Here is a 23,205-nt window from a genome sequence, read left to right as displayed (position 1 = left end):
CTCGGTCATGGACGTTCATACCCTTCGTCGGCTTTATCGGGCTGGCCACGGAACCGGTGCCACAGACGTCGCCCGGCCAGGAACAGCAGAAGTGCACCAGCGCACGCCGTAATTATCGCCAAAGCTTGACCGTACGCATTCGATCGCACCGTGACGGAGGTCTGTTCGCCCAGGCTCTGGCCGCTTTCGGTGGCCAGTGAGAAGTCGACCACCATGGTGCGGGAGTCGGCGATCTCGGCCGGAACCTGCAACGAGCGGCTTCCTCTCGGGGGGAGCTGCTGCGGCCCGATGTCGGTGATACGCATCTCGGCGGGGGCATCGACGCGCAGTTGCACGGTGATAGCGACGGGCAGTTCGTTGCGGGCCACCAGCAGCAGCGGACTCTGCTCCGATGCGAGCGTGTACACCCCGCCCGGCGCGAGGATCGTGACCGACGCATACATGTCGTCGATCGTGGTGGTCACCGCGCTCACCCGCCGCTCCGCGATCGCGTCGGCCGCGATGTCGGCACCGTTCTGGTCGCGGCGCCCGGACAGCGTCATCGCGCGGAGCAGGTCCTCGCGCAGCGGTGCGAGGAACCGGGTGGGCGTCAGTGCCGCCTGCGGATCGTCGACGAGGGCATCCATCAGTTCGTCGAGGCGTGGTTCCTGCCGACCCACTCCCTGCTCGACGGACTGCGGCGTGCCGTCGACGATGGCCTGCTCGGGGTAGGCCAGCGACGCGGGCTCCGGGGATGTCGGCGGCTGCTCGGCCACGCGCGGCAGCGGCTTGGGCGTCGCCAGTCCCGACCGCAGCAGCGTCGACGCGGTCGCCAGCACGGCTGCGGCCTCGTCGCCGTCCGCCGACCACTGCTGCGGCGGCACGATCAGCATCGATCGGTCGGCCGCCCGGGTCGGGCCCTTCGTGGATCCGGTCGACTGCAGCGCCGTCCACGACATCGCGCCGAGGGCGTCCTGCAGGCGGGCGGTGCGGGAGTCACGGTCGACGTTGTAGCGCGCGCGGTCGGGCACGTACGACGGCGTCTGCGGATCGGCGCCGACGGCCGCGAGTGCCGCAGCGGCGGAGACGTCGAACAGTCCGGCGGTGACGGCGTCGGCTCCCCCGCCGGCGACGACGACCTTGCTGCCGGCCTGGACTGTCGACTCGACCGCGTTGGCGGCGAGCAGCGTCGTGGTCGGTCCGATCCCGTGCAGCAGTTGCGCGGACGCGTCGTCGAGCACCCCGGAGTCGGGCCACGTGACGTTTCGCAGCGACGTGACGCCCAGGATGGAGTCGACGATGTCGGCGGGTGCCCGCAGTGCGCTGTCGGTGAGGGTGGTCTCGTCGACGCGGCTCAGCGCGGACAGGTCCACCTGGCCGAACGGCACCGACGTGATGCACATCGTGCGGGCGAGCTTCTCCAGGCGGTCGAGCCACGCGGCCGCGGCGTCGCGCCCCGTGCCCTCGCGAGCAGACCCGTTCGGGACTGCCGGATCGTCGACGACGAGGTAGCCCTGTGTCATGTTGCTGACGGTGATCAGCAGATCCGGGTCGACGGCCAGACACAGGCTGTCGGTGAGACGGCGGTCGCGGTCGACGTCCGGCCCGGTCGCGTACTCGGCGGCGGCGAGGAGTTGGTCGAGGCGGCCACCCGAGGACAAAGAGCCGGCGAGGTCGTCGTCGACGAGCCGGACCTTCTCGGTGACCGATCCCGGAATCCCGGCCGCGAGTCTCGGCCGATCGGCGAGCGGCCACAGCATCGTCAGGGCGACGGGGGCGGACGTGTCGGGCGGTACCGGGGCGGTGGGCGAGTTCTCGGTGACCTGGGGTGCGGTTTCCGCGGGGCTTCCCGCGGCCCGCGGCAGACCGAGCACCGGGAGCAGGAAGCGGGCGTCGTCGAGCCGGGCCTGCCCGCCGTACTCGGGGGTGCCGTTGACGTTCACCAGCAGCGGGTAGACCCCGGGCTCGGTGACGTCGAGCGACCAACCGGTGAGTGAGCGCAGCGGCAGCGACAGCACGAACTGCTTGCGCTCCCCCTCGGCCAGCTCGGAGGTCACCTGCACGAACGGGCCGACCACGTCGAACGCGCCCTGATCCATGTCGAGCGAGGTCCGCAGTTCCTCGCTCGAGTCGACCCGGGGCGCGCGCTGCAGTCGCACACCGACGTCGGTCACCGGACGGTCGCCGATGTTCGCGACCGTGCCGGTGACGGTGACGACCGGCTCGGACGTGGTGGTGACGGTCGACGGGGCGACGTCGTCGATGTGCAGTTCGAGGAACTTGGGCTGGCTGCGCGCCTTCGTGGTCTGCGTGCGGTCCGGGATCGTCGCGGCGTCGGCGCGGCCGAGCGGGCTCGACGGAAGTGGTTGCGCGGACGCCGCACCGATCCCGGCTGCTGCGGTGACGGCGCCGATCAGCATCAGGACGAGCGCCAGCACCGTGTAGATCGCGGCACCGGGTCGTCTCCGTGCGGGACGCGATGCCAGGGTCATTCGGCGCCGGTCTCCCTCACCGGGGCGGCGCCCATCTCGGCGATGAGTTGGCCCGCGATCTCGGCGAGTTTGCGTTCGTCGGCGTACGCGAGCCGGGAATCCAGCTCCGACAGCGGTACCCACGCGACCTCGGTGACCTCGATGTCCGCGTCGGACAGCTCACCGCCGAGGGACCGCATCAGGTAGTGGTGCACGGTCTTGTGGACGCGCCGGCCCTCGGTGACGAACCAGTAGTCGATGCTGCCGAGCGACGCGACGACGGAACCGCGGATGCCGGTCTCCTCGGCGACCTCGCGCATCGCGGTCTGCTCGGCGGTCTCGCCCTGCTCGATGTGCCCCTTGGGGAGCGACCACAGCAGGCGCCCGCGCCGGTCGGTTCGGCCGATGAGGGCCGCGCACAGCTTGTCCTCGGGGCCGCCGAGACCGTCGACGACCAGTCCGCCGGCGGAGGTTTCGCGGACGGTCCGCAGGTGCGGGGTCTTGGATTTGACGGGATCCGCAGTCGTGCCACGACGCCGCGAGGAGCGGCGGTTGCGGTTGGCACGTTCGGCGGCGGACACCTCATCGATCGTAGTTGACCCGGGGCGACCTGCCGGACTCCCACGCCAGAGGCCCGGCCGCCTCGCGCGGCGTCCGCGCTGGAGGTGCGTTCGGTGCCGTGACGACCTCGGTAAGGTTTGCTGACGTGAATGCCCCCACCCCCGATGCCGAGCGGCGCGCCCGACTGCTTGACGGTGCGCACCGAACCCTGAGCAGTCTGTCGGACGTGCTGAATCCGCTCGGTGCGCGTTTCGCCGAGGCCGGGCACGAGCTGTACCTGGTGGGCGGCAGTGTGCGCGACGCGGTTCTGGGCCGCCTCGGCACCGACCTCGACTTCACCACCGATGCGCACCCCGAGCGGGTGCAGCAGATCCTGCGCGGTTGGGCCGACAACCAGTGGGACACCGGCATCGCGTTCGGCACGATCAGCGCGGCCAAGGGCGCCGACCAGATCGAGATCACGACCTACCGCACCGACACGTACGACGGCGTCACGCGTAACCCGGAGGTGCAGTACGGCACGACGCTGGACGAGGACCTGGTCCGTCGCGACTTCACCGTCAACGCGATGGCGGTGCGGGTCGACGGCAGCGGCACGTTCGAGTTCGTCGACCCGTTGAACGGTATGGACGCGCTCCTCGCGGGCGTCCTCGACACCCCCGCGGCGCCGGAGATCTCCTTCAACGACGACCCGCTGCGGATGCTGCGCGCGTGCCGCTTCGTCTCGCAGCTCGGATTCACCCTCGCCCCGCGCGTGCAGCAGGCGATCGTGGAGATGTCGGGACAGATCGAGCGGATCACCGCCGAGCGGGTGCACACCGAGCTCGACAAGCTGATCCTCGGCGAGTTCCCGATCGACGGCATCAACGTCATGTGCGAGACCGGCCTCGCGGCGCGGGTGATCCCGGAGATCCCGCAGTTGAAGCTGGAGATCGACGAGCACCACCAGCACAAGGACGTGTACTGGCATTCGCTGACGGTGCTCAAGCAGGCCATCGACCTCGAGGACGGCGACCCGGACCTGGTGTTGCGCTGGGCGGCGCTGCTGCACGACATCGGCAAGCCGGACACCAAGCGCAACGAGCCGGGCGGCGGCGTGAGCTTCCACCACCACGAGGTGGTCGGGGCGAAGATGGTGCGCAAGCGGATGCGGGCGCTCAAGTACTCCAAGCAGATGGTCGACGAGGTGGGCCAGCTGGTGTTCCTGCACCTGCGTTTCCACGGCTACGGCGAGGGCCAGTGGACCGATTCGGCGGTCCGCCGCTACGTCACCGACGCCGGCGACCTGCTGCCCCGGCTGCACAAGCTGGTCCGTGCGGACTGCACCACCCGCAACAAGCGACGCGCGGCGAAGCTGCAGGCCACCTACGACGACCTGGAACAGCGGATCGCCCGGATCGCCGAACAGGAGGACCTGGCGCGGGTGCGCCCGGACCTCGACGGCAACGCGATCATGGAACTGCTCGGCATCCCGGCCGGCCCGCAGGTGGGCAAGGCCTGGAAGTTCCTCAAGGAGTTGCGCCTGGACCGCGGTCCCCTCGAGCGCGACGAGGCCGAGGCCGAGCTGCTGAAGTGGTGGGCCGACCAGCCGAAGGGCTGAGTGGTCGCATCTGCGGAGTGAAATCTTTGAAGGGTCCGAAGATGCGGATCTAGACTCCTGTCATGCCTGACATCCGAATACGCGACGCGGCCCAGCTACTCGGTGTCAGCGACGACACCGTCCGACGATGGATCGACGCCGGCACGCTCGCCTCGCACAAGGACGACGCCGGCCGCATGGTGGTCGACGGCCGTCAGCTCGCCGAGTTCGCGCGGGCCTACGCGGCCCCGGCGCCGGAGAATCCGCTCGGGGTGGGCAGTTCGGCGCGCAACAGGTTCACCGGGCTCGTGACCCGGGTGGTGGCGGACGGCGTGATGGCGCAGGTGGAGATGCAGTGCGGGCCGTTCAGCGTCGTCTCGCTCATGAGCGCCGAGTCGGCGACCGAGCTGAATCTCGAGCCCGGCAGCATCGCGGTGGCCGTCGTGAAGGCCACGACGGTGATCGTCGAAACGCCGGCGGTGTCGGCGTGAGGCGCGCGCGGGCGACCGCGGTGGCCGGGGTGTTGGCACTGACGACGCTGCTCGCCGGTTGCAGCGACTCCGCCGACTCCGGGACCGCCGACTCCGGCGCCACGATCACGGTGTTCGCCGCGGCGTCGCTGAAGTCGACCTTCACCGAACTGGGCCGGCTGTTCGAGGGCGAACACCCCGACACCCGGGTGGTGTTCAACTTCGCGGGCTCGTCGGACCTGTTCACCCAGATCGACCAGGGCGCGCCCGCCGACGTGTTCGCGTCCGCGGACACGGCGAACATGACCAAGGCGGTCGGGGCGGGGCTGACGGCGTCGGACCCGGTGAACTTCGCGACCAACACCCTCACGATCGTCGTGCCGCCGGGCAACCCGGCCGGCATCACGTCGTTCGCCGACCTCGCCCGCCCGGGCGTCGACGTCGTCGTGTGTGCGCCGCAGGTGCCGTGCGGCAACGCAACCCAGCGGATCGAGGACCTGACGGGGGTGCGTCTGGCCCCCGTCAGCGAGGAGTCGTCGGTGACCGACGTGCTCGGCAAGATCGTGACGGGGCAGGCGGACGCCGGTCTGGTGTACGTCACCGACGCGGCGGGTGCGGCCGGCAAGGTCGAGGCGGTCCCGTTCCCGGAGTCCGCGCGGATCGTGAACACGTACCCGATCGCGGTGCTGCAGAAGTCCGGTGATCACTATGCCGCAGGCGAATTCGCTGCCTTCGTGATCGGCCCCGAGGGGCGGCAGGTGTTGTCCGCCGCGGGATTCGGCGCGCCGTGACGGCGGCGGCGCGGGTGCGGGTTCCGGCCGGACTGCCGGCCTGGATCTACGTGCCCGCGGCCGCCGGTGGCCTGTTGGTGGTGCTGCCGCTGCTCGCGATGCTCGCGGGGGTGGACTGGGCGAACTTCCTGAGTCTGGTCACCTCCGATTCCTCGGTGGACGCGTTGGTGCTGAGCCTCGAGACGGCGTCGGTCAGCACCGTCCTGTGTCTGCTGCTCGGGGTGCCGATGGCGCTGGTGTCGGCCCGGTGCGAGTTCCCCGGCCTGGCGGCGCTGCGCGCACTCGTGTTGCTGCCCTTGGTTCTTCCGCCCGTCGTGGGTGGTCTCGCGCTGCTGTACACCTTCGGCCGCCGCGGTCTGATCGGACAGCACCTCGAGGTCGCGGGCATCCAGATCGCGTTCTCCACGACGGCGGTGGTGCTGGCGCAGACGTTCGTGGCGTTGCCGTTCCTGGTGATCAGCCTCGAGGGCGCGTTGCGCACCGCGGGCCGACGCTACGAGGCCGTCGCCGCGACGCTCGGTGCCCGTCCGACGACCGTGTTGCGCCGCGTCACGATCCCGCTCGTGCTGCCCGGACTGATCTCGGGGGCGGTGCTGTCGTTCGCCCGCGCGCTCGGCGAGTTCGGTGCGACCCTCACGTTCGCGGGAAGTCTGCAGGGCGTGACCCGGACGCTGCCGCTGGAGATCTACCTGCAGCGGGAGACCGACCCCGAGGCGGCGGTGGCGCTGTCGCTGGTCCTGGTGGTGGTGGCCGTGCTGATCGTCGTGGGGGCGCGGACCCGGCGGGTGGTGGGGGCGCTGTGAGTGGCCTGGAACTGCGGGCCCGGGTCGCCGCCCGCGGTCTCGATGTCGAGCTGTCGGTGGCGCCGGGCGAGGTCGTCGCGCTCCTGGGGCCGAACGGCGCGGGCAAGTCGACGCTGCTCGACGTTACCGCCGGACTGCTGCGCCCCGACGAGGGCCGCGTCGTGCTCGGCGGCAGAGTCCTCGTGGATACCGCGAAAGATGTTGCGGTGCCTCCACATCAGCGATCGGTGGCGTTGCTCGCGCAAGAGGCACTGCTGTTCCCGCACCTCACGATCCGGGAGAACGTCGCGTTCGCGCCGCGCAGCGCCGGCGCCGGACGGCGGGAGGCGTACGCCGCCGCGGACCGGTGGCTGGACGAGGTGGACGCGACGGAACTCGCGGGCCGCCGGCCCCGGAAACTGTCCGGCGGGCAGGCGCAGCGCGTCGCGATCGCGCGGGCACTCGCGGCCGGTCCGGAGCTGCTGCTGCTCGACGAGCCGATGGCCGCCCTCGACGTCGGTGTCGCGCCCGCCGTGCGAGCGTTGCTCCGCCGTGTCCTGCGGACCGGAGACCGTACCGCCATCCTGGTGACCCACGATGTCCTGGACGCTGTTTCGCTCGCTGACCGGGTGGTGGTGCTCGACGCCGGCCGGATCGTCGAGGAGGGCGCGGTGGAGCGGGTGCTGGCCCGCCCGCGCAGCGTGTTCGCGGCCCGGATCGCGGGCATCAACCTGGTGGCGGGCAAGGTGCGCGACGGCGTCCTCGACACCGTCGTGGGGGCCGTGCACGGTATCGCGGAGGACGGTTGCGACGACGGCGAATCCGCGGTCGCGGTGTTCAGCCCCACAGCAGTCGCGGTGCACCGCAAGCAGCCGGAAGGTAGCCCGCGCAACGTGTTCCGGGTGCGTATCGCCGAGATCGAGGGGCTCGGACGGCACGGGCAGGCGATCCGCGTCCGCGCCGTCGACCACCCCGACGGGTCGGCCGGCCCGGTCGCCGACGTCACCGCGGCCGCCGTCGCGCAACTCGACCTGGCTCCCGGCGACGACGTGTGGTTCGCCGTGAAGGCCACCGAGGTCGCGATCTATCCGGCCGCGTGACATTCGGCCGAATCGCGGGATCACTCGAGGTGTGCCCGCATGAGATAGACGTTGTAGCTGTCCCACTCGGACATCGTGAAGTACAGCGTGTCCCGGGTCGACCAGGGATGCATGAAGCCGCCGTACATCCGGGGGTACTCGTCGTCGTCGACGAGGGTGGCGCCGTCGGACCACTCGCCCTGCGGGCTCGCGGAGCGGCGCAGGACGATTCGCCCGGCCATGGGGTCGAGGTAGCTCATGAGCCACTGCTTCTCGACGGCGTCGTAGCGGACGGACAGTTCGCTCGCGGCGCCCGCGACGAGGGGCGTCGCGAGGTGCTCGACCACCGGCACCCACGACCCGTTCACCCAGTACTGGTAGGCGCCGGGATCGAGCAGCGCGTCGACCGGGACCCGGGCGAGGCCCACGGCGCCCATGCGCCCGTTGGGGGTGCCGAACATGTACACGTGGTCGCCCTGCGGCACCATCGCCGTCACCTGGAAGCGTCCCAGTCCGAAGATGTTGTCCCACTGAGCCTGCCGTTCCTTGGTCCAGGTGCGGCCGTCGTCGTCGGAGTGGGCGATGCCGCCGTAGTTCGTGTACCACATGCCGGGTACGACGCTCCAGCGTCGCACCGACATGTAGCTGAGGTACTGGCGGTCGCCGATCGCGAACCCGGACGTCGGGATCGTGGTGGTCTCCCAGTTGGGGATGTGCCGGGAGGCGATGATCTCCGCGGCGTGGCAGCGGCTGTCCTGCACCATGGAGTCGATCGTCAGGCCGTCGGAGAGGTCGGTGTCGGTGCTGCGCCCGAGCACGTTGCTGCGCCAGTCCTGCCCGTTCGCGCCGGGCGGGGACCAGTCGAGCCCGAAGGTGTCGCCGAAGACGACGGAGATCTCGCCCGGACGGCTCTCCCACGTGATGCCGAGGTCCGTGCCGCTCACCTGCCAACGCTTGTCGGTGCGGTTCTCGGAGCCCGGGCCGGTCACCTGCGACACCAGATCCACCTGCCGGACCCGAGGCGCGCCGATGGGCGGGGTGAGCGGGCCGGGTTCGATCGCCCCGAACCGGGGCGGCGGCGCCGGTTGCGGTGCGGGGCCGGGGTCGCCGCCCGGCACCGGAATCGGAATCGTCTCCGGCCGGGGCTGGATCTCGATCCGCGGCAACGAGAACGAACCCGAACCGGACGACCCCGGCGGCGTGGCGTCGGGTGCCTCGGGCTCGCCGCCGGGATCGGTGAGGTCCGGACACGGGTCTGCGCACGGGTCGTCCGGCAGCGGATCCTGCGGCACCCGGGTCCGGTCGGGGGCCGGGTCCGGCAGCGGCACGGGAACGAAGTCGGGATACGGCACCGGCACACCGACGACGGGCGGATCGGCTGGGGGCGGTCGAGGATCCCGGACGGACGGGTCGAAGCCCTGCTCTCCGCACGCGTTGGTGAGGGCCGTCGAATCCGGCGTCTGCGCCGCGGTCGGGGCCGCGGCGAGCGTCAGGGCTGTGGCGGCGGCGAGTAGCGACGTCAGAATCCGTGGCACGACCATCAGTTCCGTCCGGCAGCGATGTCCGCCGAACCTAGCACCGGCGGGCCGCTCTGCTCCGCCGCAACGGCGTCGACCGTGACGGAACCGTGTCGCGCCGCGGTGCGTCGAAGAAGGTATGGAGGGACTCGAGTACTGGTTCGGATCCGGGGACGGCGCGACGTCGACGTGGACGTCGCCGGCGGACCTCGACGTCGACGCGGACGGCGGATTCGACGCGGTCCGCCTCGACTTCGACGGCGACGGTCTGCTCGACGACGCCATGTGGGACAGCGACCACGACGGGGTCGTGGACCGCGCGGTGCTCGACGTCGGTGCCCCGGAGGCCCGGTACTTCGCGGATCCGGTGCGCAACGGGGTGTGGGGGCAGCAGGTTCCGGCCTCGGGTGCGATCGAGGGCCCGCGCGAACGGGGTGGCGTCGACTTCGACGACGACGGCGAACGGGACGACGAGATCGTGGACCGCGACGGTGACGGCCTGCCCGACTACGTGCTCGTCACGGCGCGGGATGCACCACGGTACGACACGTTGCTGGTGCCCGAGGAGGACCCGGAGCGGATGACGGTGCGGATGAGCGACACCGACGGAGACGGGCGTCTCGACACGGTGCGCCGGGAGGGCGGCTAGCCGGCGTGCGGGGCCCGGCGCGAGTTGAGCCCGATTCCCGCCAGGCTCAGCGCGTACACGCCACCGGCGGCGAGGACCAGGCCGAGGGAACGGCCGTCCGGGGCGACGACGGTGGCGGCCGCGGCGATGGCCGCACAGAAGGCGACGTTGAAGACGGTGTCCTGCAGCGCGAACACCTGGCCGCGGCGGTCGTCGTCGATCTCGATCTGCATCGCGGCGTCGCCCGTGAGTTTGACGGTCTGCCCGGCGAATCCGAGGAGGAACGCGCCGGCCAGCAGCCAGATCTGCGACAGCGTCGCGATCATCGTGACCTGCACGACGAGGGCGAATGCGATCGCGACGGTGACGGTGCGGGGGCGTCCGAGCCGGGGAATCAGCCACGGGGTGACGAGCGCGGCGAGCAGCAGACCGGCCGCCGTCGCGGCCACCGCCACACCGAATCCGGCGAGCCCTCCCGGCAGTGCTCCGCCGGCCGCCGGGTCCCGCAGGATCAACACGAACAGAAGGGTGTTGACGCCGAAAGCGATGCGGTGCGCCCCGATTCCGAGCATCGCGGTGGTGACCCCGGGCGCCTGCCACACCGCCGTCGCGCCCACGCGCAGACCCTCGAGGATTGCGAGGGCGGTGCCACGGGTGTCCGTGACGGTGTCGGTGGGTCCGAGGGCGTGCCGGGCGAATCCGCGTGTCGCCCAGACGGCGATCACCGAGCCCACGGCGCCGACCGCGACGGCGGTGCCGGACCCGACGTCCCCCGCCCCCACGATGCCGATCACCGCGACCGCCGTCCCCGCGCCCAGCGCCGAGAACACCGAGCCGGCCGTCGCGAGCACCGAATTCGTTGGTACCAACCAACTCTGCCGAACCACGTGCGGCAGCGACGCGGAGATGCCGGCCAGGACGAACCGGCTGACGCCGATCGCGGCGAGTGCCAACAGCAGCAGCGTCGTCTCCCCCGCCCCGGCCACGAGCGTTGCCGCGATCACGAGGATCAGGATGCCGCGCAGGGCATTCGCCCACAGCAGGACGGCGCGGCGGTCCCAGCGGTCGAGCAACGCACCCGCAAAGGGGCCGATCACCGAGTACGGCAGCAGCAGGACCGCGAAGCCGGCCGCGATCGCCAGTGGTTCGGTCTCCCGCTCCGGGTTGAACAGGATCGCACCGCCGAGCGCGGCCTGGAACAGTCCGTCGCCGTACTGGCTGGCAAACCGGACCGCGGTGAGGCGGGCCAGGCCCGGCGAGTGGCGCAGCGTCGTGGCGGCGGCCGCCCACGACCCGCGAACCGAACTCCATCTGCGCACACGGCGACCCTATCGGGACGCCGGCGTGGCCATTTCGTTCCGCCACCACCGCACCGTCGCGCCCGCGGCGTCGGCGAGCGGGGTCGGTGCGAGGCCCAGCGACTGCTCGCTGCGGGCCGAGTCCATCACGAACGGCGACTCGAACTGGTACAGCGTCTCGGCCAGTTCCCGGGTGGGGCGATGCACGACACCGACGGCCCGCAGCAACCACCCGGGCAGCGTTCCGACCTTGGGCTTCGCAACCCCGGCCGCGTCCGCGAACGCGGCGACCATCTCGCGCTGGGTCACCGCGTGTGCCGTGGGGGCATGCAGCACCGTGTTCCACAGTCCCGGGTCGTGGGCGGCGGCGATCATCGCCGCCGCGAGGTCCGGGACGTAGGTGAACGAGTGCGGGACGTCCGCGCGGCCCATCACCCGGATGGTTTTCCCGCCCAGCACCGACGGCACCATCCGCTCCCCCGCATGGGCGGTCAGTACGTGCGGACCGAAGAAGTCGGACGCGACGACACTCACGGTCGGCACGGGATGCGCGGCGCGGGCGGCGAGCAGGCGGGTGCGCACCCCGAGCTTGCCGGTGGACGCGTCGCGTGGGCCGGCCTCGGTCATGGGCCCGGCTGGGCGGCCGTACGCGTACAGGCTCTCCGGGAACACGACGACCGACCCGACCCGCTGCGCGGCGTCCATCACCACCTGCTCGGCGGCGGGCAGCTCCCGCTCCCACGCGCGGGCGTCGTACGCGGAGCCGTGGATGCAGTGGAACACCGCGGTCGCGCCGTCGATCGCCGGGGCCAGGGCGGCGGGATCGGAGACGTCCACCCGGCGGCGTTCGATGCGCGGATGCTCCGGTCCGCTGCCCGAGCGGGTCAGCACCCGGACGTCGTAGCCGGCGTCGGCGAGTTGCTCGGCGACGGTCCAGCCCACCGGTCCGGCCCCGGTCACTACCTGCAGATTCGACATGACGAGCTCGCTTCCTCGAGTGGGATTCCGAAACGAGAGCACTGCTCTCTGTTCTCACCATGCGCCCCTCCGTTCGCGATGTCAAGAGCACTGCTCTCATTTGTTGACAGTGCTCTCGTTTCTCCGGCAGGGTTGGGGCATGACCGTCACCCCGCGCGAACGCGCCCGCGAGCAGACGCTCGCCGAGATCACCCGCATCGGCCGCGAGCACCTCGCGACGCAGGGCGCCGCCGCGCTGTCGCTGCGCGCGGTCGCCCGGGACCTCGGGGTGGTGTCGTCGGCGGTGTACCGGTACGTCGCGAGTCGCGACGACCTGCTGACGTTGCTCGTGATCGACGGCTACACCGAACTCGGGGCCGAGGTGGACGCGGCCGTCGACGCGCTCCCGGCCGACGACCATCGCGGCCGGATGCACGCCCTCGCCCGTGCGGTCCGTGCCTGGGCGGTGCGGGAGCCGGCGCGGTACGCGCTGCTGTTCGGCAGCCCGGTCCCCGGCTATCACGCACCGGCGGAGCGCACCACAGGACCGGGCACGCGGGTGATCGTCGCGCTGGTCGGCATCATCGAGGACGCGGAGCGGGCCGGGGCGCTGGCGGTGCCGGACGGGGTGGTCGACCCGGCGCTGGCCGCGGATCTCGACCGGATCCGTGCCGAATTGGCGCTGACCGTGTCCGACGAACTGCTCGCCCGCGGCGTCCTGGTCTGGGCGGCGCTGTTCGGCGCGGTGAACTTCGAGGTGTTCGGGCAGTACGGCGCCGACACGTTCGCGGATCCGGGCGTGCTCTTCGAGCATCACCTCGCGGTGCTGGACGGCATTCTCGGATTGGAATGAGCGGACGAGCCGTGGCCGACGACACGTCGCCGTCATACCCCTAGGGGTATAAAGTCGCGGGTGGAGAAAGGATCCCCCCAGGGGGTCTGGAGAGAGCGGGCCGGGTGGCCCTACTGTCGACGTTCGTGGGCATCTTTCGAAAGTCGTACGGAACGGTCGACGCGAGCAGGGCGCAGGCCCTCGTCGAGGACGGCGCGCTGCTGCTGGACGTGCGATCGCGTCCGGAGTGGGACACCGGCCACGTGCCGGGAGCCACCCACCTGCCGCTGCACGAGGTGGTCGACCACGGCATCGACGTGGTCGCGGGGCGACCCGTCGTCGTGATCTGCCGATCCGGCGGACGTTCGGCGAACGCGGCGCGTCAGCTGTCCCGGCTGGGCGCCGAAACCTACCTGGTGCGCGGTGGCATCGACGCCTGGCGCCGCGCCGGCCTCGCGATCACCACTCCGGACTGACCACCACGTCATACGAGGAGCAACGAACATGGCACTACCGAAGCATTCCGGTTGGACCGTCGAGCGCATAGTCCCCCTGCTGGGCGGATCCGTCGTGGGCACGAGCCTGCTGCTCGGCCGCAAGCACTCGCCCAAGTGGCGGGGCCTGACCGCGTTCGCGTCCGCGAACCTGGTGCTCTACGGGATCGTCGGCTGGTGCCCGATGAGCCTGCTGCTGCAGAAGCTCGGTGTGCCACGCGGGGCATCCTGCCCCGTGCCCGCGACGCGCACCGACACCGACGCGGCGTAGCCCGTTCGTCGTCGCACCTCCCGTCCCGGTCGCGTCGGTGAGATGATGGCCCGGTGGCGCACTCGGACGAACCTGAGGACCGCACGGCATCGGCGCAGCCGGTGGTGCGGCCGGGCACCCTGCTGGTGTCCTCGACCGAACTCTTCGAGCCGACGTTCCGGCGGACGGTCGTCTACATGCTCGAGCACAACGACGCCGGCAGTCTCGGTGTCGTCCTCAACCGGCCGAGCGAGACGTCCGTGCAGGAGGTGCTGCCGCAGTGGGCGCCGCTCGCGGCCGAGCCGCAGGCGCTCTACATCGGTGGCCCGGTCACCCGGGACGCGGCGCTGTGCCTGGCCACGGTTCGTGCCGGTGTCGAGGTCACTGGGGTGCCGGGTTTGCGGCGGATCGACGGCCGGGTCGTGATGGTCGACCTCGACGCCGATCCGGAACCGATCGCCGCGGTGATCGACGGGCTGCGCGTCTTCGCCGGCTACGCGGGCTGGACCATCGGTCAGCTCGACGCCGAGATCGAGCACGACGACTGGATCGTGCTGTCCGCCTTGGCGTCCGACGTCATCAGCCCGCCCCGCGTCGACGTGTGGGGGCACGTGCTGCGCCGGCAGCCGATGCCGCTGGCCCTGCTCGCGACGCACCCCATCGACGTCGACCTGAACTAGTTCCGCCGCTCAGCCGTGGAGCGCTCGTCGCACCGCATCGACCGCGAGCGTGCGCGCCACCACGGTCGCCCTGCAGTCCCGCAGGCTGTCGAGCATCAGGAAGTCGTGCACCATGCCTTCGACGCGGACGGCGGTGACGTCGACGCCCGCGGCCCGCAGCTTCGCGGCGTACGCCTCCCCCTCGTCGCGCAGGACGTCGGCCTCGTCGGTGATCACCACCGTGGTCGGCAGTGCGGCCAGGCGCTCCTCCGACGCCTGCAGCGGTGACGCGTACACGTCGCCGCGCTGCTCCGGATCCGGAATGTACTGGTCCCAGAACCACTTCATGCCGTCGCGGGTGAGGTAGTAGCCGTCGGCGAACTGGAGATACGACGCCGTCTCGAAGTTCGCGTCGGTCACCGGATACAGCAGCACCTGCGCGCGCAGATCCACGTCGCCGCGTTCGGCGGCCATCAGCGCCAGCACGGTCGCCATGTTGCCGCCCACGGAGTCCCCGCACACCGCGAGGCGGGACGTGTCGAGACCGTATTCGCGGCCCTGTGTCGCGACCCACTGCGCAACGGCGTAGTTCTGCTCGATCTGGACGGGGTACTTCGCCTCCGGCGCCCGGTCGTACACCGGGAAGACGACGGCCACGCCCGCGCCGACGGCGAGTTCGCGCACCAGCCGGTCGTGGGTGTCCTCGTCGCCGAACACCCAACCGGCGCCGTGGATGTAGATCAGCACGGGGGGATCACCGGACGCATCGACCGGACGCACGATGCGGGTCCGCACGGTGCCGCGGTCCCCCGCATCGACATTCACCCACTGCTCCTCGACGAGTGGCTTGTCCACGCCGTCACCGGCCTGCAGGTCGGCGAGGATCTTGCGGCCCTCTTCGGGCGGAACCTCGTAGATTCGCGGATGCCCGGCGGTCGCGTCGGCGAGTTCCTGTGCGGCGGACTCCAGTACGGGATCGGGCGGATCGGGCAGTGAGGACATAGCGGGCTCCTTCGGGTCGGTGTCTCGATTCCGGTACCCGTTCGGATGGCGGCGCAAACGCCGGTCAGTGCGCGAAGTGCTGCGCCTTCGAGTGGATCGCGACGCCGTCCTGACGCAGGTAGTCGAGCACCGTGCGGATGTCGTCGAACAGCAGTCGGGCGAGGTCGGCGCTGAAGCCCTCGCGGACGACGACGCGGAGCACCGCGACGTCGGTGGCATCGGCCGGCATCGTGTACGCGGGGACCTGCCAGCCGCGGGCCCGCAATTCGTGGGAGATGTCGAAGACGGTGAAGTCCTGTTCGCCGGTGAGCTCGAAAGCGAGGACCGGGATGGCCGATCCGTCGCTGATGACGCGGAAGTCCCCCTCGTCGGCGAGCTTGCCGCTCAACCACATCGCGGTGCTCCGCAGCGATTTCATGATGTTGTGATAGCCGGAGCGCCCCAGCCGCAGGAAGTTGTAGTACTGCCCCACGATCTGATTGCCGGGCCGCGAGAAGTTGAGGGTGAAGGTGGGCATGTCGCCGCCGAGGTAGTTCACCCGGAACACCAGCTCCTCGGGCAGGTGCTCGCCGTCGCGCCACACCACGAATCCGATACCCGGATAGGTCAGACCGAACTTGTGGCCGCTCACGTTGATCGAGACGACCCGCGGAATCCGGAAGTCCCACTCCAGTTCCGGATTGAGGAACGGGATGACGAAGCCGCCGCTGGCCGCGTCCACGTGCAGCGGGACGTCGGGACCGCCGCCCGCCGCGACGGCGTCGAGGGCCTCCGCGATCTCCTTCACCGGTTCCAGTTCACCGGTGTACGTGGTGCCGAAGATCGCGACGACACCGATGGTGTTCTCGTCCACCGCCGCCGTCACCTGCTCGGGGGTGATCACGTATCGCCCGGGTTCCATCGGCAGGTACACCGGTTCGACGTCGAAGTAGCGGCAGAACTTCTCCCACACCACCTGGACGTTGCTGCCCATCACCAGTTTCGGCTTGGACGCGTCGAGTCCGTCCCGTTCGCGTGCCTGGCGCCACCGCCACTTCATCGCCAGCCCGCCGAGCATCACGGCCTCACTCGAGCCGATCGTGGAGACGCCCGTCGCCGACGTGGGATCGTCGTCGACCAGGTCGGGGGCGTTGAAGAGCGCGGCGACCATGTTGACGCAGCGTTGCTCGATCGCGGACGTGGCGGGGTACTCGTCCTTGTCGATGAGGTTCTTGTCGAACGTCTCCGCCATGAGGGTGCCGGCCTCGGGGTCCATCCACGTCGTCACGAACGTCGCCAGGTTCAGTCGCGAGCTGCCGTCGAGCATCAGTTCGTCGTGGATGAACCGGTAGGCGGCCCGCGGGTCCATGTCGTCGTCGGGCAGCCGCAGCGCCGGAACAGGATTGGTCGCGATGCGGCCCGTGTAGGCGGGCATGATGACATCGCGGGATTCGTGGTGATGGTGATGGTGGTGGTGGTTGTTGCTCACGCTCGCCTCCGATGGGACTGCGGCTACCTCGGACACACCTGAACTGACCCCATTGAACCCCAGGAGCGTCGCCGGTGTGCGCGAACGCGAGTGCGGTCAGGTGGTGACCGGGTCCGGATCCGTCCGCTTCGCGTAGCGCTGGGCGAGCGCCGCGCACACGATCAGCTGGATCTGATGGAAGATCATCAGCGGCAGCACGATCAGGCCCACGGGCTGTCCCGCGAACAGCACCGACGCCATCGGCAGGCCCGTCGCGAGGCTCTTCTTGGAGCCGCAGAAGATGATGACGATCCGGTCGGGCAGCGAGAACCCGAGCTTTCTGCCGGCAAACGCGGTCGCCCCCAGCACGACCGCGAGGATGCCGCAGCAGACCGCCACCACCGCCGCGACCTCGAGCACCGTCACGGTGCTCCAGATGTGTTCGTTCATCGACTCGCTGAACGCCGAGAACACGACGAGCAGGATCGACCCGCGGTCGACCAGCTTGGTCGGTTCCGCGTACTTCTTCAGCCAGTCGATGACGAGCGGGCGGATGAGCTGGCCGACCAGGAATGGCAGCAGCAACTGCAGCACGATGTCGAGCACCGACGAGAAATCGACCGTCGCCTCACCGGTGGTGTTCATGAGCAGGATCACCAGCACCGGGGTGACGAACACGCCCAGCAGATTCGAGAACGACGCGCTGACGATCGCGCCCGCCACGTTGCCGCGCGCGATCGACGTGAACGCGATCGACGACTGCACCGTCGACGGCACCAGGCACAGGTACAGGATGCCGGTGTACATCTCGTCGGTGATGACCGTCGGCACGAGGATGCGCAGCGCCAGCCCGATGAGCGGGAACAGCACGAACGTGGACGCGAACACCACCGAGTGCAGGCGCCAGTGCTTGAGTCCCTGCAGAGCCTCGGCCGGCGACAGGCGCGCGCCGTAGAGCAGGAACAGGAAACCGATCGCGATCTTGGTGGCCCAGTCGAGTACGGTCTGTCCGCTGCCGGATACGGGGAACAGGCTCCCGAGGATCGCCACCGCGATGATGGCCAGGATGAATCCATCGATGTAGAACCTGCTCAGAAACTTCACCGGTCAACGGTATCCGCACCCGACTTGATCATGAAAGCCGTTCAACCCGTTAACTGTGATCACGTTTCGTGATAGGCAGTTGTCATGTTCGATCCGGTACTCCTCAGGACGTTCCTCGCCGTCGAGCAGACGGGCGGCTTCACCGCCGCCGCCCGGCAGCTGGGTCTGCGGCAGTCGACGGTGAGCGGGCACATCGCGCGCCTCGAGAAGGCCGCCGGGCGCCACCTCCTCAGCCGCGACACCCACACCGTCGAGCTCACCGCGGACGGAACGGCGATGGTGGGCTTCGCGCGTTCGATCCTCGACGCCCAGGACCGCGCCGGCCGCTACTTCGAGGGCTCGACGCTCACCGGACGGCTGCGGTTCGGGGCGGCCGAGGACCTGGTCGCCAAGGGGCTGCCGCAGATCCTGCGGGACTTCCGGCGCACCCATCCGCTCGTCGACCTGCAGCTCACCGTCGGGCTCAGTCGCGCGGTGCACGCGCAGTTGCGGGCCGGTGACCTCGATCTCGCGTTCGTGATGCGTCGGCCCGGTGAACCGCACGGCGACCTGGTGTGGCGGGACCGGCTGGTGTGGGGCGGTACCGCCGAGGCGGAGTGGGACCCGGCGACGCCGGTGCCGCTCGTCGCCTACCCGCCGCCGAGTATCACCCGCGCGTGCGCGCTGGGCGCCCTCGAGGCGGCGCGGCTGCCGAGCCGGATCACGTGCCTGGCGAACAGCCGGGCCGGGCTGCGGGCGGCCGTCCTGGCCGGGCTGGGGTTCATCGTGCACGCGCAGTCGCTGCTGCCGACCGAGCTGCGGCCCGTCGGCGAGAGCCTGGGCCTGCCGGACCCGGGCGACGTCGAGTTCGTGCTGCTGGGGCGCGCGAGCACCCCCAGCGAGCCCGAGGCGGCACTCATGGAGGCGATCCGCGCGTCGGCGCTGTGAGGGATCAGGACCGTGCCAGGCGCCGGTCCGCGAGCGTGTTGAGCGCGCCGGCGATCTCCTCGGCGCGCGCCGTGGTCACGGTGAGCCGGTCGCCGCATGCGAACGTGATCACGACGGCCGGGCCGGTGCGGGTGACGACCCCGCAGTTGCCGCGGCCCTTCACCTTGATCCCCCAGCCGCCGAAGTCCTGGAAGGGACGGATCTCGTCGACCCGCGCGCCGAGCACCTCGTCGGTGCCGTACTCGATCGCGGACATGCCGAGGTTGCGGACGCGGATGCCGTCGGCGTCGACGACGAGCCGGAACTGCAGCAGGCTGACGGCCAGCAGCACCACCGGCAGGTACACGCCCAGCGGCCACCAGGCGTCCGCCAGCCAGCACACGAGGGCGGCCGGCGCGGCGAGGACGAGTGCCGTGGCGAGCAGGCCACCGGCGGTCATCCCCACCTCGTCGGCGACGGGCAGGTCGACGGCGCCGCGCGGCAGGTCCGCAGCGGGCGCCTCGGTGGCCGGGGTGCGCACCCGGTAGTCGCGCAGGGCGGATGCGCCGAGCAGACCCACGGCGGTGCCGACGACCAGTCCCAGGACCACCGCGTCGGCGGACATCGAGGCCCCCGCCGCGTCGGCCAGGTCGACCTGTCCGAAAATCATGGCGAACTCGGCGGCCACGATGATCCCGACGACGGCCGAGCCGATCAGCAGCATCATGCGGCGCGTCATCAGGCGGGCCTGCGCGAGCGCGGCGATGGCGCTGCACCCGCCGCCGACGAGCAGCACCATCGCGGCCATCGACCACGCGCTCGCGGTCGGCGTCATGAACCCGTCGGGCGAGCTACCGGACCAGTGGGTGGCGATCTGCGTGGGCAGGCGGGGGGCCAGGAAGTACGTCGCCACGACGCCGGCCGCTGCGGCCAGCACCGGAACGACGATTCCGAAGACGACACCCGCGGGGTCGACGACGCGCGGGCCGGTTGTGGGTGTGCTCACACCCGGGATTCAACCAGTCAGGCCGGTTCGCACGCGCCCTTGAGGCTGCACGCGCCGCACGAGGTGCCGCAGCCGCTGGTCTCGGGCAGCGCTGCGGCCGCCTTGGAGCCGAGCGTGCCGCCGGCCGCGGCGGTGAAGAGCGCCGCGACGAGGGCGACGACCACGGCGACGATCGGGAGCACTCCGTCGAGCAGGAGGGCGGCGAGACCACCGATCACCAGGACGCCGGCCGCGGCCAGCAGCGTGGGGCCCGCGACCTTGTTGGCCAGCGCGAACGTCTCGTCGTCACGCAGCGATTGGGGGGTGCGGACGCCGAACCAACGGTTACGTTCGAGCCGACCGGTCAGTCCGGCGACTCCGATGGCGCCGAGCGCGAGAGCGGCGATGAACAGCACGACAGCGACGATGACCACGCATCCACGATAGAGCCTGGTGGCGCGGGCGTGGGTTCCCGGGTGTTCCTGGCTGTCCTCGGGCTCCGCCGACGCTTTACCCTGGTTGACGGTATTCCCGTCATCCAAGTAGATAGCGACCACAGTGACCGAGCCAGTTCAGCAAGCCTCATCCCCCGACGACTCGACGCCGCAGCACCGCTACACCGCGGAGCTCGCCGGCCGGATCGAGCAGCGCTGGCAGGACCTGTGGAGCGAGCGCGGGACCTTCAACGCCCCCAACCCGGTGGGCCCGCTCGCGGGTGACGTGCCCGCGGACAAGCTGTTCGTGCAGGACATGTTCCCGTATCCGTCGGGTGCGGGTCTGCACGTCGGCCATCCGCTCGGTTACATCGCCACCGACGTCTTCGCGCGGTACCACCGCATGCAGGGCCACAACGTCCTGCACACCCTCGGCTACGACGCGTTCGGTCTGCCGGCCGAGCAGTACGCGGTGCAGACGGGCACGCATCCGCGCACCACCACCGAGTCGAACATCGCGAACATGCAGCGTCAGCTGCGTCGTCTGGGCCTGGGCCACGACGAGCGCCGCTCCATCGCGACGACGGATGTCGACTTCTACCACTGGACGCAGTGGATCTTCCTGCAGATCTACAACGCCTGGTACGACACCGCGCAGGGCAAGGCGCGCCGCATCTCCGAGCTCGAGGACGAATTCGCTTCGGGCGAGCGCACTCCGGGCGACGGACGGGACTGGGCGTCGCTGGACGCGGTCGAGCGCAGCAAGGTTCTGGACTCGTACCGCCTCGTCTACCACTCGGATTCGATGGTCAACTGGTGCCCGGGTCTGGGCACGGTGCTGGCCAACGAGGAGGTCACCGCGGACGGCCGCAGCGAGCGCGGCAACTTCCCGGTGTTCCGTAAGCACCTGCAGCAGTGGATGATGCGCATCACCGCGTACTCCGACCGCCTGGTCGACGACCTCGAGTACCTGGACTGGCCCGAGAAGGTCAAGTCCATGCAGCGCAACTGGATCGGCCGCTCGCACGGCGCGCAGGTGAAGTTCGATTCGAACGGTCACGACATCGAGGTGTTCACCACGCGTCCGGACACGCTGTTCGGTGCCACGTACGTGACGCTGGCTCCCGAGCACGAGCTCGTCGACCAGCTGGTGGCAGCCGCGTGGCCCGAGGGTGTCGATCCGCGCTGGACCGGCGGGGCCGCCACGCCGGCCGAGGCCGTCGAGGCGTACCGCGCGTCGATCGCCGCGAAGACCGATCTCGAGCGCCAGGAGAACAAGGAGAAGACCGGCGTCTTCCTCGGCGTCTACGCCGTGAACCCGGTCAACGGGCACAAGCTGCCGGTGTTCATCGCCGACTACGTGCTCACCGGCTACGGCACCGGCGCGATCATGGCCGTGCCCGGCCACGACCAGCGCGACTGGGAGTTCGCGACCGCGTTCGGCCTCGACATCGTCGAGGTCATCAAGGGCGGCGACCTGTCCGAGGCCGCGTTCACCGGTGACGGACCGCTGGTCAACAGCGACTACCTGGACGGGCTCGACGTGGCCGACGCCAAGAAGGCCGTCATCGCGCGGCTCGAGGCGGAGGGCGTCGGTACCGGCACCATCCAGTACAAGCTGCGCGACTGGCTGTTCGCGCGCCAGCGCTACTGGGGCGAGCCGTTCCCGATCGTGTACGACGCCGACGGCGTCGCGCATCCGCTGCCGGAATCGGCTCTGCCGGTGGAACTTCCGGAGGTCGAGGACTACGCGCCGGTGTCGTTCGATCCGGACGACGCCAGCTCCGAGCCCTCTCCCCCGCTCGCGAAGGCGTCCGACTGGGTCGACGTCGAACTCGATCTCGGTGACGGCCTGAAGAACTACACCCGCGACACCAACGTCATGCCGCAGTGGGCGGGCAGCTCGTGGTACCAGCTGCGCTACATCGACCCCACCAACAGCGAGCAGTTCGTCGCGCCCGAGAACGAGGCCTACTGGACCGGTCCGCGTCCGGACATCCACGGACCCAACGATCCCGGTGGCGTCGACCTGTACGTCGGCGGTGTCGAGCACGCGGTGCTGCACCTGCTGTACTCGCGGTTCTGGCACAAGGTGCTGTTCGACCTGGGCTACGTCAGCTCCAGCGAGCCGTACCGTCGCCTGTACAACCAGGGCTACATCCAGGCGTACGCGTACACCGACGAGCGTGGCGTCTACGTGCCGGCCGCCGAGGTGACCGAGAGGGACGGCAAGTTCTTCTACCAGGGCGCCGAGGTCAAGCGCGAGTACGGAAAGATGGGCAAGAGCCTCAAGAATTCCGTTGCGCCCGACCAGATCTGCGACGAGTTCGGTGCCGACACCCTGCGCGTCTACGAGATGGCGATGGGGCCGCTGGACACCTCCCGCCCGTGGGCGACCAAGGACGTCATCGGCGCGCACCGCTTCCTGCAGCGCGCGTGGCGCGTCGTCGTCGACGAGGAGACCGGCGATCTGCGGGTCACCGACGCGGAGCCGTCCGAGGACACGCTGCGGGCCCTCAACAAGACGATCGCCGGCGTGGCCGAGGACTACGCGGCGCTGCGGGACAACACCGCGGTCGCGAAGCTGATCGAGTACACCAACCACCTCACCAAGGAGTACCCGGCCGGTGCGCCGCGGTCGGTGGTGGAGCCGCTCGCGCTGATGCTCGGCCCGATCGCCCCGCACCTCGCCGAGGAACTGTGGTCGCGCCTGGGTCACACCGAGTCGCTCGCGCACGGCCCGTTCCCGACGGCCGACGAGAAGTGGCTGGTCGAGGACACCGTCGAGTACCCGATCCAGGTCAACGGCAAGGTTCGCAGCCGCATCAACGTCGCCGCCGACGCGGCCCGTGAGGACATCGAGAAGATCGCCCTCGCGGACGAGAAGATCGTGGCGCTGCTCGACGGCAAGGATCCCCGCAAGGTGATCGTCGTGCCCGGCAAGATGGTCAATATCGTCCTCTAGGCGCTTCGCACCCGT

22 protein-coding genes are annotated in these 23,205 nt (G+C 70.4%); 12 read left to right on the top strand and 10 right to left on the bottom strand.

The genetic code is table 11. The annotated features are described in order from the left end of the window. Positions 1-5: 5 nt before the first annotated feature. Positions 6-2,471: a glycoprotein gene (locus ABEU20_RS07555; protein ID WP_420163771.1), complete on the bottom strand. Its 2,466-nt coding sequence runs from the start codon at positions 2,469-2,471 to the stop codon at positions 6-8. After that, positions 2,468-3,031, bottom strand: coding sequence for an NUDIX hydrolase (locus ABEU20_RS07550; protein ID WP_420163770.1), 564 nt, complete (start codon positions 3,029-3,031; stop codon positions 2,468-2,470). Before ABEU20_RS07550 ends, ABEU20_RS07555 begins: the two co-directional genes overlap by 4 nt. 125 nt (positions 3,032-3,156) lie before the next feature. Between ABEU20_RS07550 and ABEU20_RS07545 the strand changes: the two genes are divergently transcribed. The 5 genes from ABEU20_RS07545 (at position 3,157) to ABEU20_RS07525 (ending at position 7,733) form a co-directional block, all read left to right on the top strand. Further along, complete coding sequence (locus tag ABEU20_RS07545; protein WP_420163769.1) at positions 3,157-4,611, top strand: CCA tRNA nucleotidyltransferase; 1,455 nt, start codon at positions 3,157-3,159, stop codon at positions 4,609-4,611. A 62-nt stretch (positions 4,612-4,673) separates the two neighbouring features. Next, on the top strand, positions 4,674-5,081 hold the full coding sequence (locus ABEU20_RS07540) for a TOBE domain-containing protein (RefSeq protein ID WP_420163768.1): 408 nt from the start codon (positions 4,674-4,676) through the stop codon (positions 5,079-5,081). Continuing rightward, positions 5,078-5,851, top strand: coding sequence for a molybdate ABC transporter substrate-binding protein (gene modA / locus ABEU20_RS07535; RefSeq protein ID WP_420163767.1), 774 nt, complete (start codon positions 5,078-5,080; stop codon positions 5,849-5,851). The genes ABEU20_RS07540 and modA overlap by 4 nt, the downstream gene beginning before the upstream one ends. Next, positions 5,848-6,654: an ABC transporter permease gene (locus ABEU20_RS07530; protein WP_420163766.1), complete on the top strand. Its 807-nt coding sequence runs from the start codon at positions 5,848-5,850 to the stop codon at positions 6,652-6,654. Before modA ends, ABEU20_RS07530 begins: the two co-directional genes overlap by 4 nt. Continuing rightward, positions 6,651-7,733: a sulfate/molybdate ABC transporter ATP-binding protein gene (locus ABEU20_RS07525; RefSeq protein ID WP_420163765.1), complete on the top strand. Its 1,083-nt coding sequence runs from the start codon at positions 6,651-6,653 to the stop codon at positions 7,731-7,733. Before ABEU20_RS07530 ends, ABEU20_RS07525 begins: the two co-directional genes overlap by 4 nt. A 20-nt stretch (positions 7,734-7,753) precedes the next feature. Here the strand turns inward: ABEU20_RS07525 and ABEU20_RS07520 are convergent, their stop codons facing one another. Continuing rightward, a complete protein-coding gene (locus tag ABEU20_RS07520; protein WP_420163764.1) occupies positions 7,754-9,253 on the bottom strand; it encodes a DUF4185 domain-containing protein in 1,500 nt (499 codons plus the stop codon). Positions 9,254-9,368: 115 nt separating this feature from the next. Here ABEU20_RS07520 and ABEU20_RS07515 point away from each other — a divergent pair, with 115 nt between their 5' ends. Next, positions 9,369-9,878 carry a hypothetical protein gene (locus tag ABEU20_RS07515; protein ID WP_420163763.1) on the top strand — a complete coding sequence of 170 codons (510 nt, stop codon included), beginning with the start codon at positions 9,369-9,371 and terminating at the stop codon, positions 9,876-9,878. On the opposite strand, the gene ABEU20_RS07510 is transcribed toward ABEU20_RS07515, so the two are convergent. Both ABEU20_RS07510 and ABEU20_RS07505 read right to left on the bottom strand, forming a co-directional pair. Next, positions 9,875-11,176 carry an MFS transporter gene (locus ABEU20_RS07510; RefSeq protein ID WP_420163762.1) on the bottom strand — a complete coding sequence of 434 codons (1,302 nt, stop codon included), beginning with the start codon at positions 11,174-11,176 and terminating at the stop codon, positions 9,875-9,877. The two genes, ABEU20_RS07515 and ABEU20_RS07510, sit on opposite strands and share 4 nt — an antisense overlap. A 9-nt stretch (positions 11,177-11,185) precedes the next feature. Continuing rightward, positions 11,186-12,133 carry an NAD-dependent epimerase/dehydratase family protein gene (locus tag ABEU20_RS07505; protein ID WP_420163761.1) on the bottom strand — a complete coding sequence of 316 codons (948 nt, stop codon included), beginning with the start codon at positions 12,131-12,133 and terminating at the stop codon, positions 11,186-11,188. 139 nt (positions 12,134-12,272) lie between these two features. Here ABEU20_RS07505 and ABEU20_RS07500 point away from each other — a divergent pair, with 139 nt between their 5' ends. The 4 genes from ABEU20_RS07500 (at position 12,273) to ABEU20_RS07485 (ending at position 14,368) form a co-directional block, all read left to right on the top strand. Beyond that, the gene (locus ABEU20_RS07500) at positions 12,273-12,965 is read left to right on the top strand and encodes a TetR/AcrR family transcriptional regulator (RefSeq protein WP_420163760.1); all 693 of its coding nucleotides are present in this window, start codon (positions 12,273-12,275) and stop codon (positions 12,963-12,965) included. Positions 12,966-13,090: 125 nt separating this feature from the next. Beyond that, positions 13,091-13,420, top strand: coding sequence for a rhodanese-like domain-containing protein (locus ABEU20_RS07495; RefSeq protein WP_420163759.1), 330 nt, complete (start codon positions 13,091-13,093; stop codon positions 13,418-13,420). A 28-nt stretch (positions 13,421-13,448) separates the two neighbouring features. Next, positions 13,449-13,709, top strand: coding sequence for a YgaP family membrane protein (locus ABEU20_RS07490; RefSeq protein ID WP_420163758.1), 261 nt, complete (start codon positions 13,449-13,451; stop codon positions 13,707-13,709). A gap of 53 nt (positions 13,710-13,762) precedes the next feature. Beyond that, a complete protein-coding gene (locus tag ABEU20_RS07485) occupies positions 13,763-14,368 on the top strand; it encodes a YqgE/AlgH family protein (protein WP_420163757.1) in 606 nt (201 codons plus the stop codon). Positions 14,369-14,377: 9 nt separating this feature from the next. Here the strand turns inward: ABEU20_RS07485 and ABEU20_RS07480 are convergent, their stop codons facing one another. The 3 genes from ABEU20_RS07480 to ABEU20_RS07470 all read right to left on the bottom strand — a co-directional run bounded on the left by ABEU20_RS07480 (position 14,378) and on the right by ABEU20_RS07470 (position 17,900). Next, positions 14,378-15,349 carry an alpha/beta hydrolase gene (locus ABEU20_RS07480; protein ID WP_420163756.1) on the bottom strand — a complete coding sequence of 324 codons (972 nt, stop codon included), beginning with the start codon at positions 15,347-15,349 and terminating at the stop codon, positions 14,378-14,380. Positions 15,350-15,413: 64 nt separating this feature from the next. Next, complete coding sequence (locus ABEU20_RS07475) at positions 15,414-16,763, bottom strand: glutamate decarboxylase (protein ID WP_420163926.1); 1,350 nt, start codon at positions 16,761-16,763, stop codon at positions 15,414-15,416. 150 nt (positions 16,764-16,913) lie between these two features. Further along, positions 16,914-17,900 carry a bile acid:sodium symporter family protein gene (locus tag ABEU20_RS07470; protein WP_420163755.1) on the bottom strand — a complete coding sequence of 329 codons (987 nt, stop codon included), beginning with the start codon at positions 17,898-17,900 and terminating at the stop codon, positions 16,914-16,916. A gap of 84 nt (positions 17,901-17,984) precedes the next feature. Here ABEU20_RS07470 and ABEU20_RS07465 point away from each other — a divergent pair, with 84 nt between their 5' ends. Then, positions 17,985-18,827 (top strand): LysR substrate-binding domain-containing protein, encoded by an 843-nt coding sequence (locus tag ABEU20_RS07465; RefSeq protein ID WP_420163754.1) that lies wholly within the window; start codon positions 17,985-17,987, stop codon positions 18,825-18,827. Between the two features lie 4 nt (positions 18,828-18,831). Here ABEU20_RS07465 and ABEU20_RS07460 read toward each other — a convergent pair whose 3' ends face one another. Both ABEU20_RS07460 and ABEU20_RS07455 read right to left on the bottom strand, forming a co-directional pair. Further along, on the bottom strand, positions 18,832-19,812 hold the full coding sequence (locus tag ABEU20_RS07460) for a DUF1648 domain-containing protein (RefSeq protein ID WP_420163753.1): 981 nt from the start codon (positions 19,810-19,812) through the stop codon (positions 18,832-18,834). Between the two features lie 17 nt (positions 19,813-19,829). Then, complete coding sequence (locus tag ABEU20_RS07455; RefSeq protein ID WP_420163752.1) at positions 19,830-20,225, bottom strand: SdpI family protein; 396 nt, start codon at positions 20,223-20,225, stop codon at positions 19,830-19,832. A gap of 124 nt (positions 20,226-20,349) precedes the next feature. Here ABEU20_RS07455 and leuS point away from each other — a divergent pair, with 124 nt between their 5' ends. After that, positions 20,350-23,190 (top strand): leucine--tRNA ligase, encoded by a 2,841-nt coding sequence (leuS, locus tag ABEU20_RS07450; RefSeq protein ID WP_420163751.1) that lies wholly within the window; start codon positions 20,350-20,352, stop codon positions 23,188-23,190. The last annotated feature ends 15 nt before the right edge of the window (positions 23,191-23,205 follow it).

It is taken from the genome of Rhodococcus parequi (assembly GCF_046042785.1).
In the GTDB taxonomy this organism is placed as follows: Bacteria; Actinomycetota; Actinomycetes; order Mycobacteriales; family Mycobacteriaceae; genus Prescottella; species Prescottella parequi.
This window is presented reverse-complemented; position numbering and strand designations above follow the sequence as displayed.

Bases quoted from the DNA above. Each gene is read 5' to 3' on its own strand.
- ABEU20_RS07555 (WP_420163771.1), bottom strand. From the start codon at position 2,471: ATGACCCTGGCATCGCGTCCCGCACGGAGACGACCCGGTGCCGCGATC.
- ABEU20_RS07540 (WP_420163768.1), top strand. From the start codon at position 4,674: ATGCCTGACATCCGAATACGCGACGCGGCCCAGCTACTCGGTGTCAGC.
- ABEU20_RS07520 (WP_420163764.1), bottom strand. From the start codon at position 9,253: ATGGTCGTGCCACGGATTCTGACGTCGCTACTCGCCGCCGCCACAGCC.
- ABEU20_RS07515 (WP_420163763.1), top strand. From the start codon at position 9,369: ATGGAGGGACTCGAGTACTGGTTCGGATCCGGGGACGGCGCGACGTCG.
- ABEU20_RS07505 (WP_420163761.1), bottom strand. From the start codon at position 12,133: ATGTCGAATCTGCAGGTAGTGACCGGGGCCGGACCGGTGGGCTGGACC.
- ABEU20_RS07500 (WP_420163760.1), top strand. From the start codon at position 12,273: ATGACCGTCACCCCGCGCGAACGCGCCCGCGAGCAGACGCTCGCCGAG.
- ABEU20_RS07490 (WP_420163758.1), top strand. From the start codon at position 13,449: ATGGCACTACCGAAGCATTCCGGTTGGACCGTCGAGCGCATAGTCCCC.
- ABEU20_RS07480 (WP_420163756.1), bottom strand. From the start codon at position 15,349: ATGTCCTCACTGCCCGATCCGCCCGATCCCGTACTGGAGTCCGCCGCA.
- ABEU20_RS07475 (WP_420163926.1), bottom strand. From the start codon at position 16,763: ATGCCCGCCTACACGGGCCGCATCGCGACCAATCCTGTTCCGGCGCTG.
- ABEU20_RS07465 (WP_420163754.1), top strand. From the start codon at position 17,985: ATGTTCGATCCGGTACTCCTCAGGACGTTCCTCGCCGTCGAGCAGACG.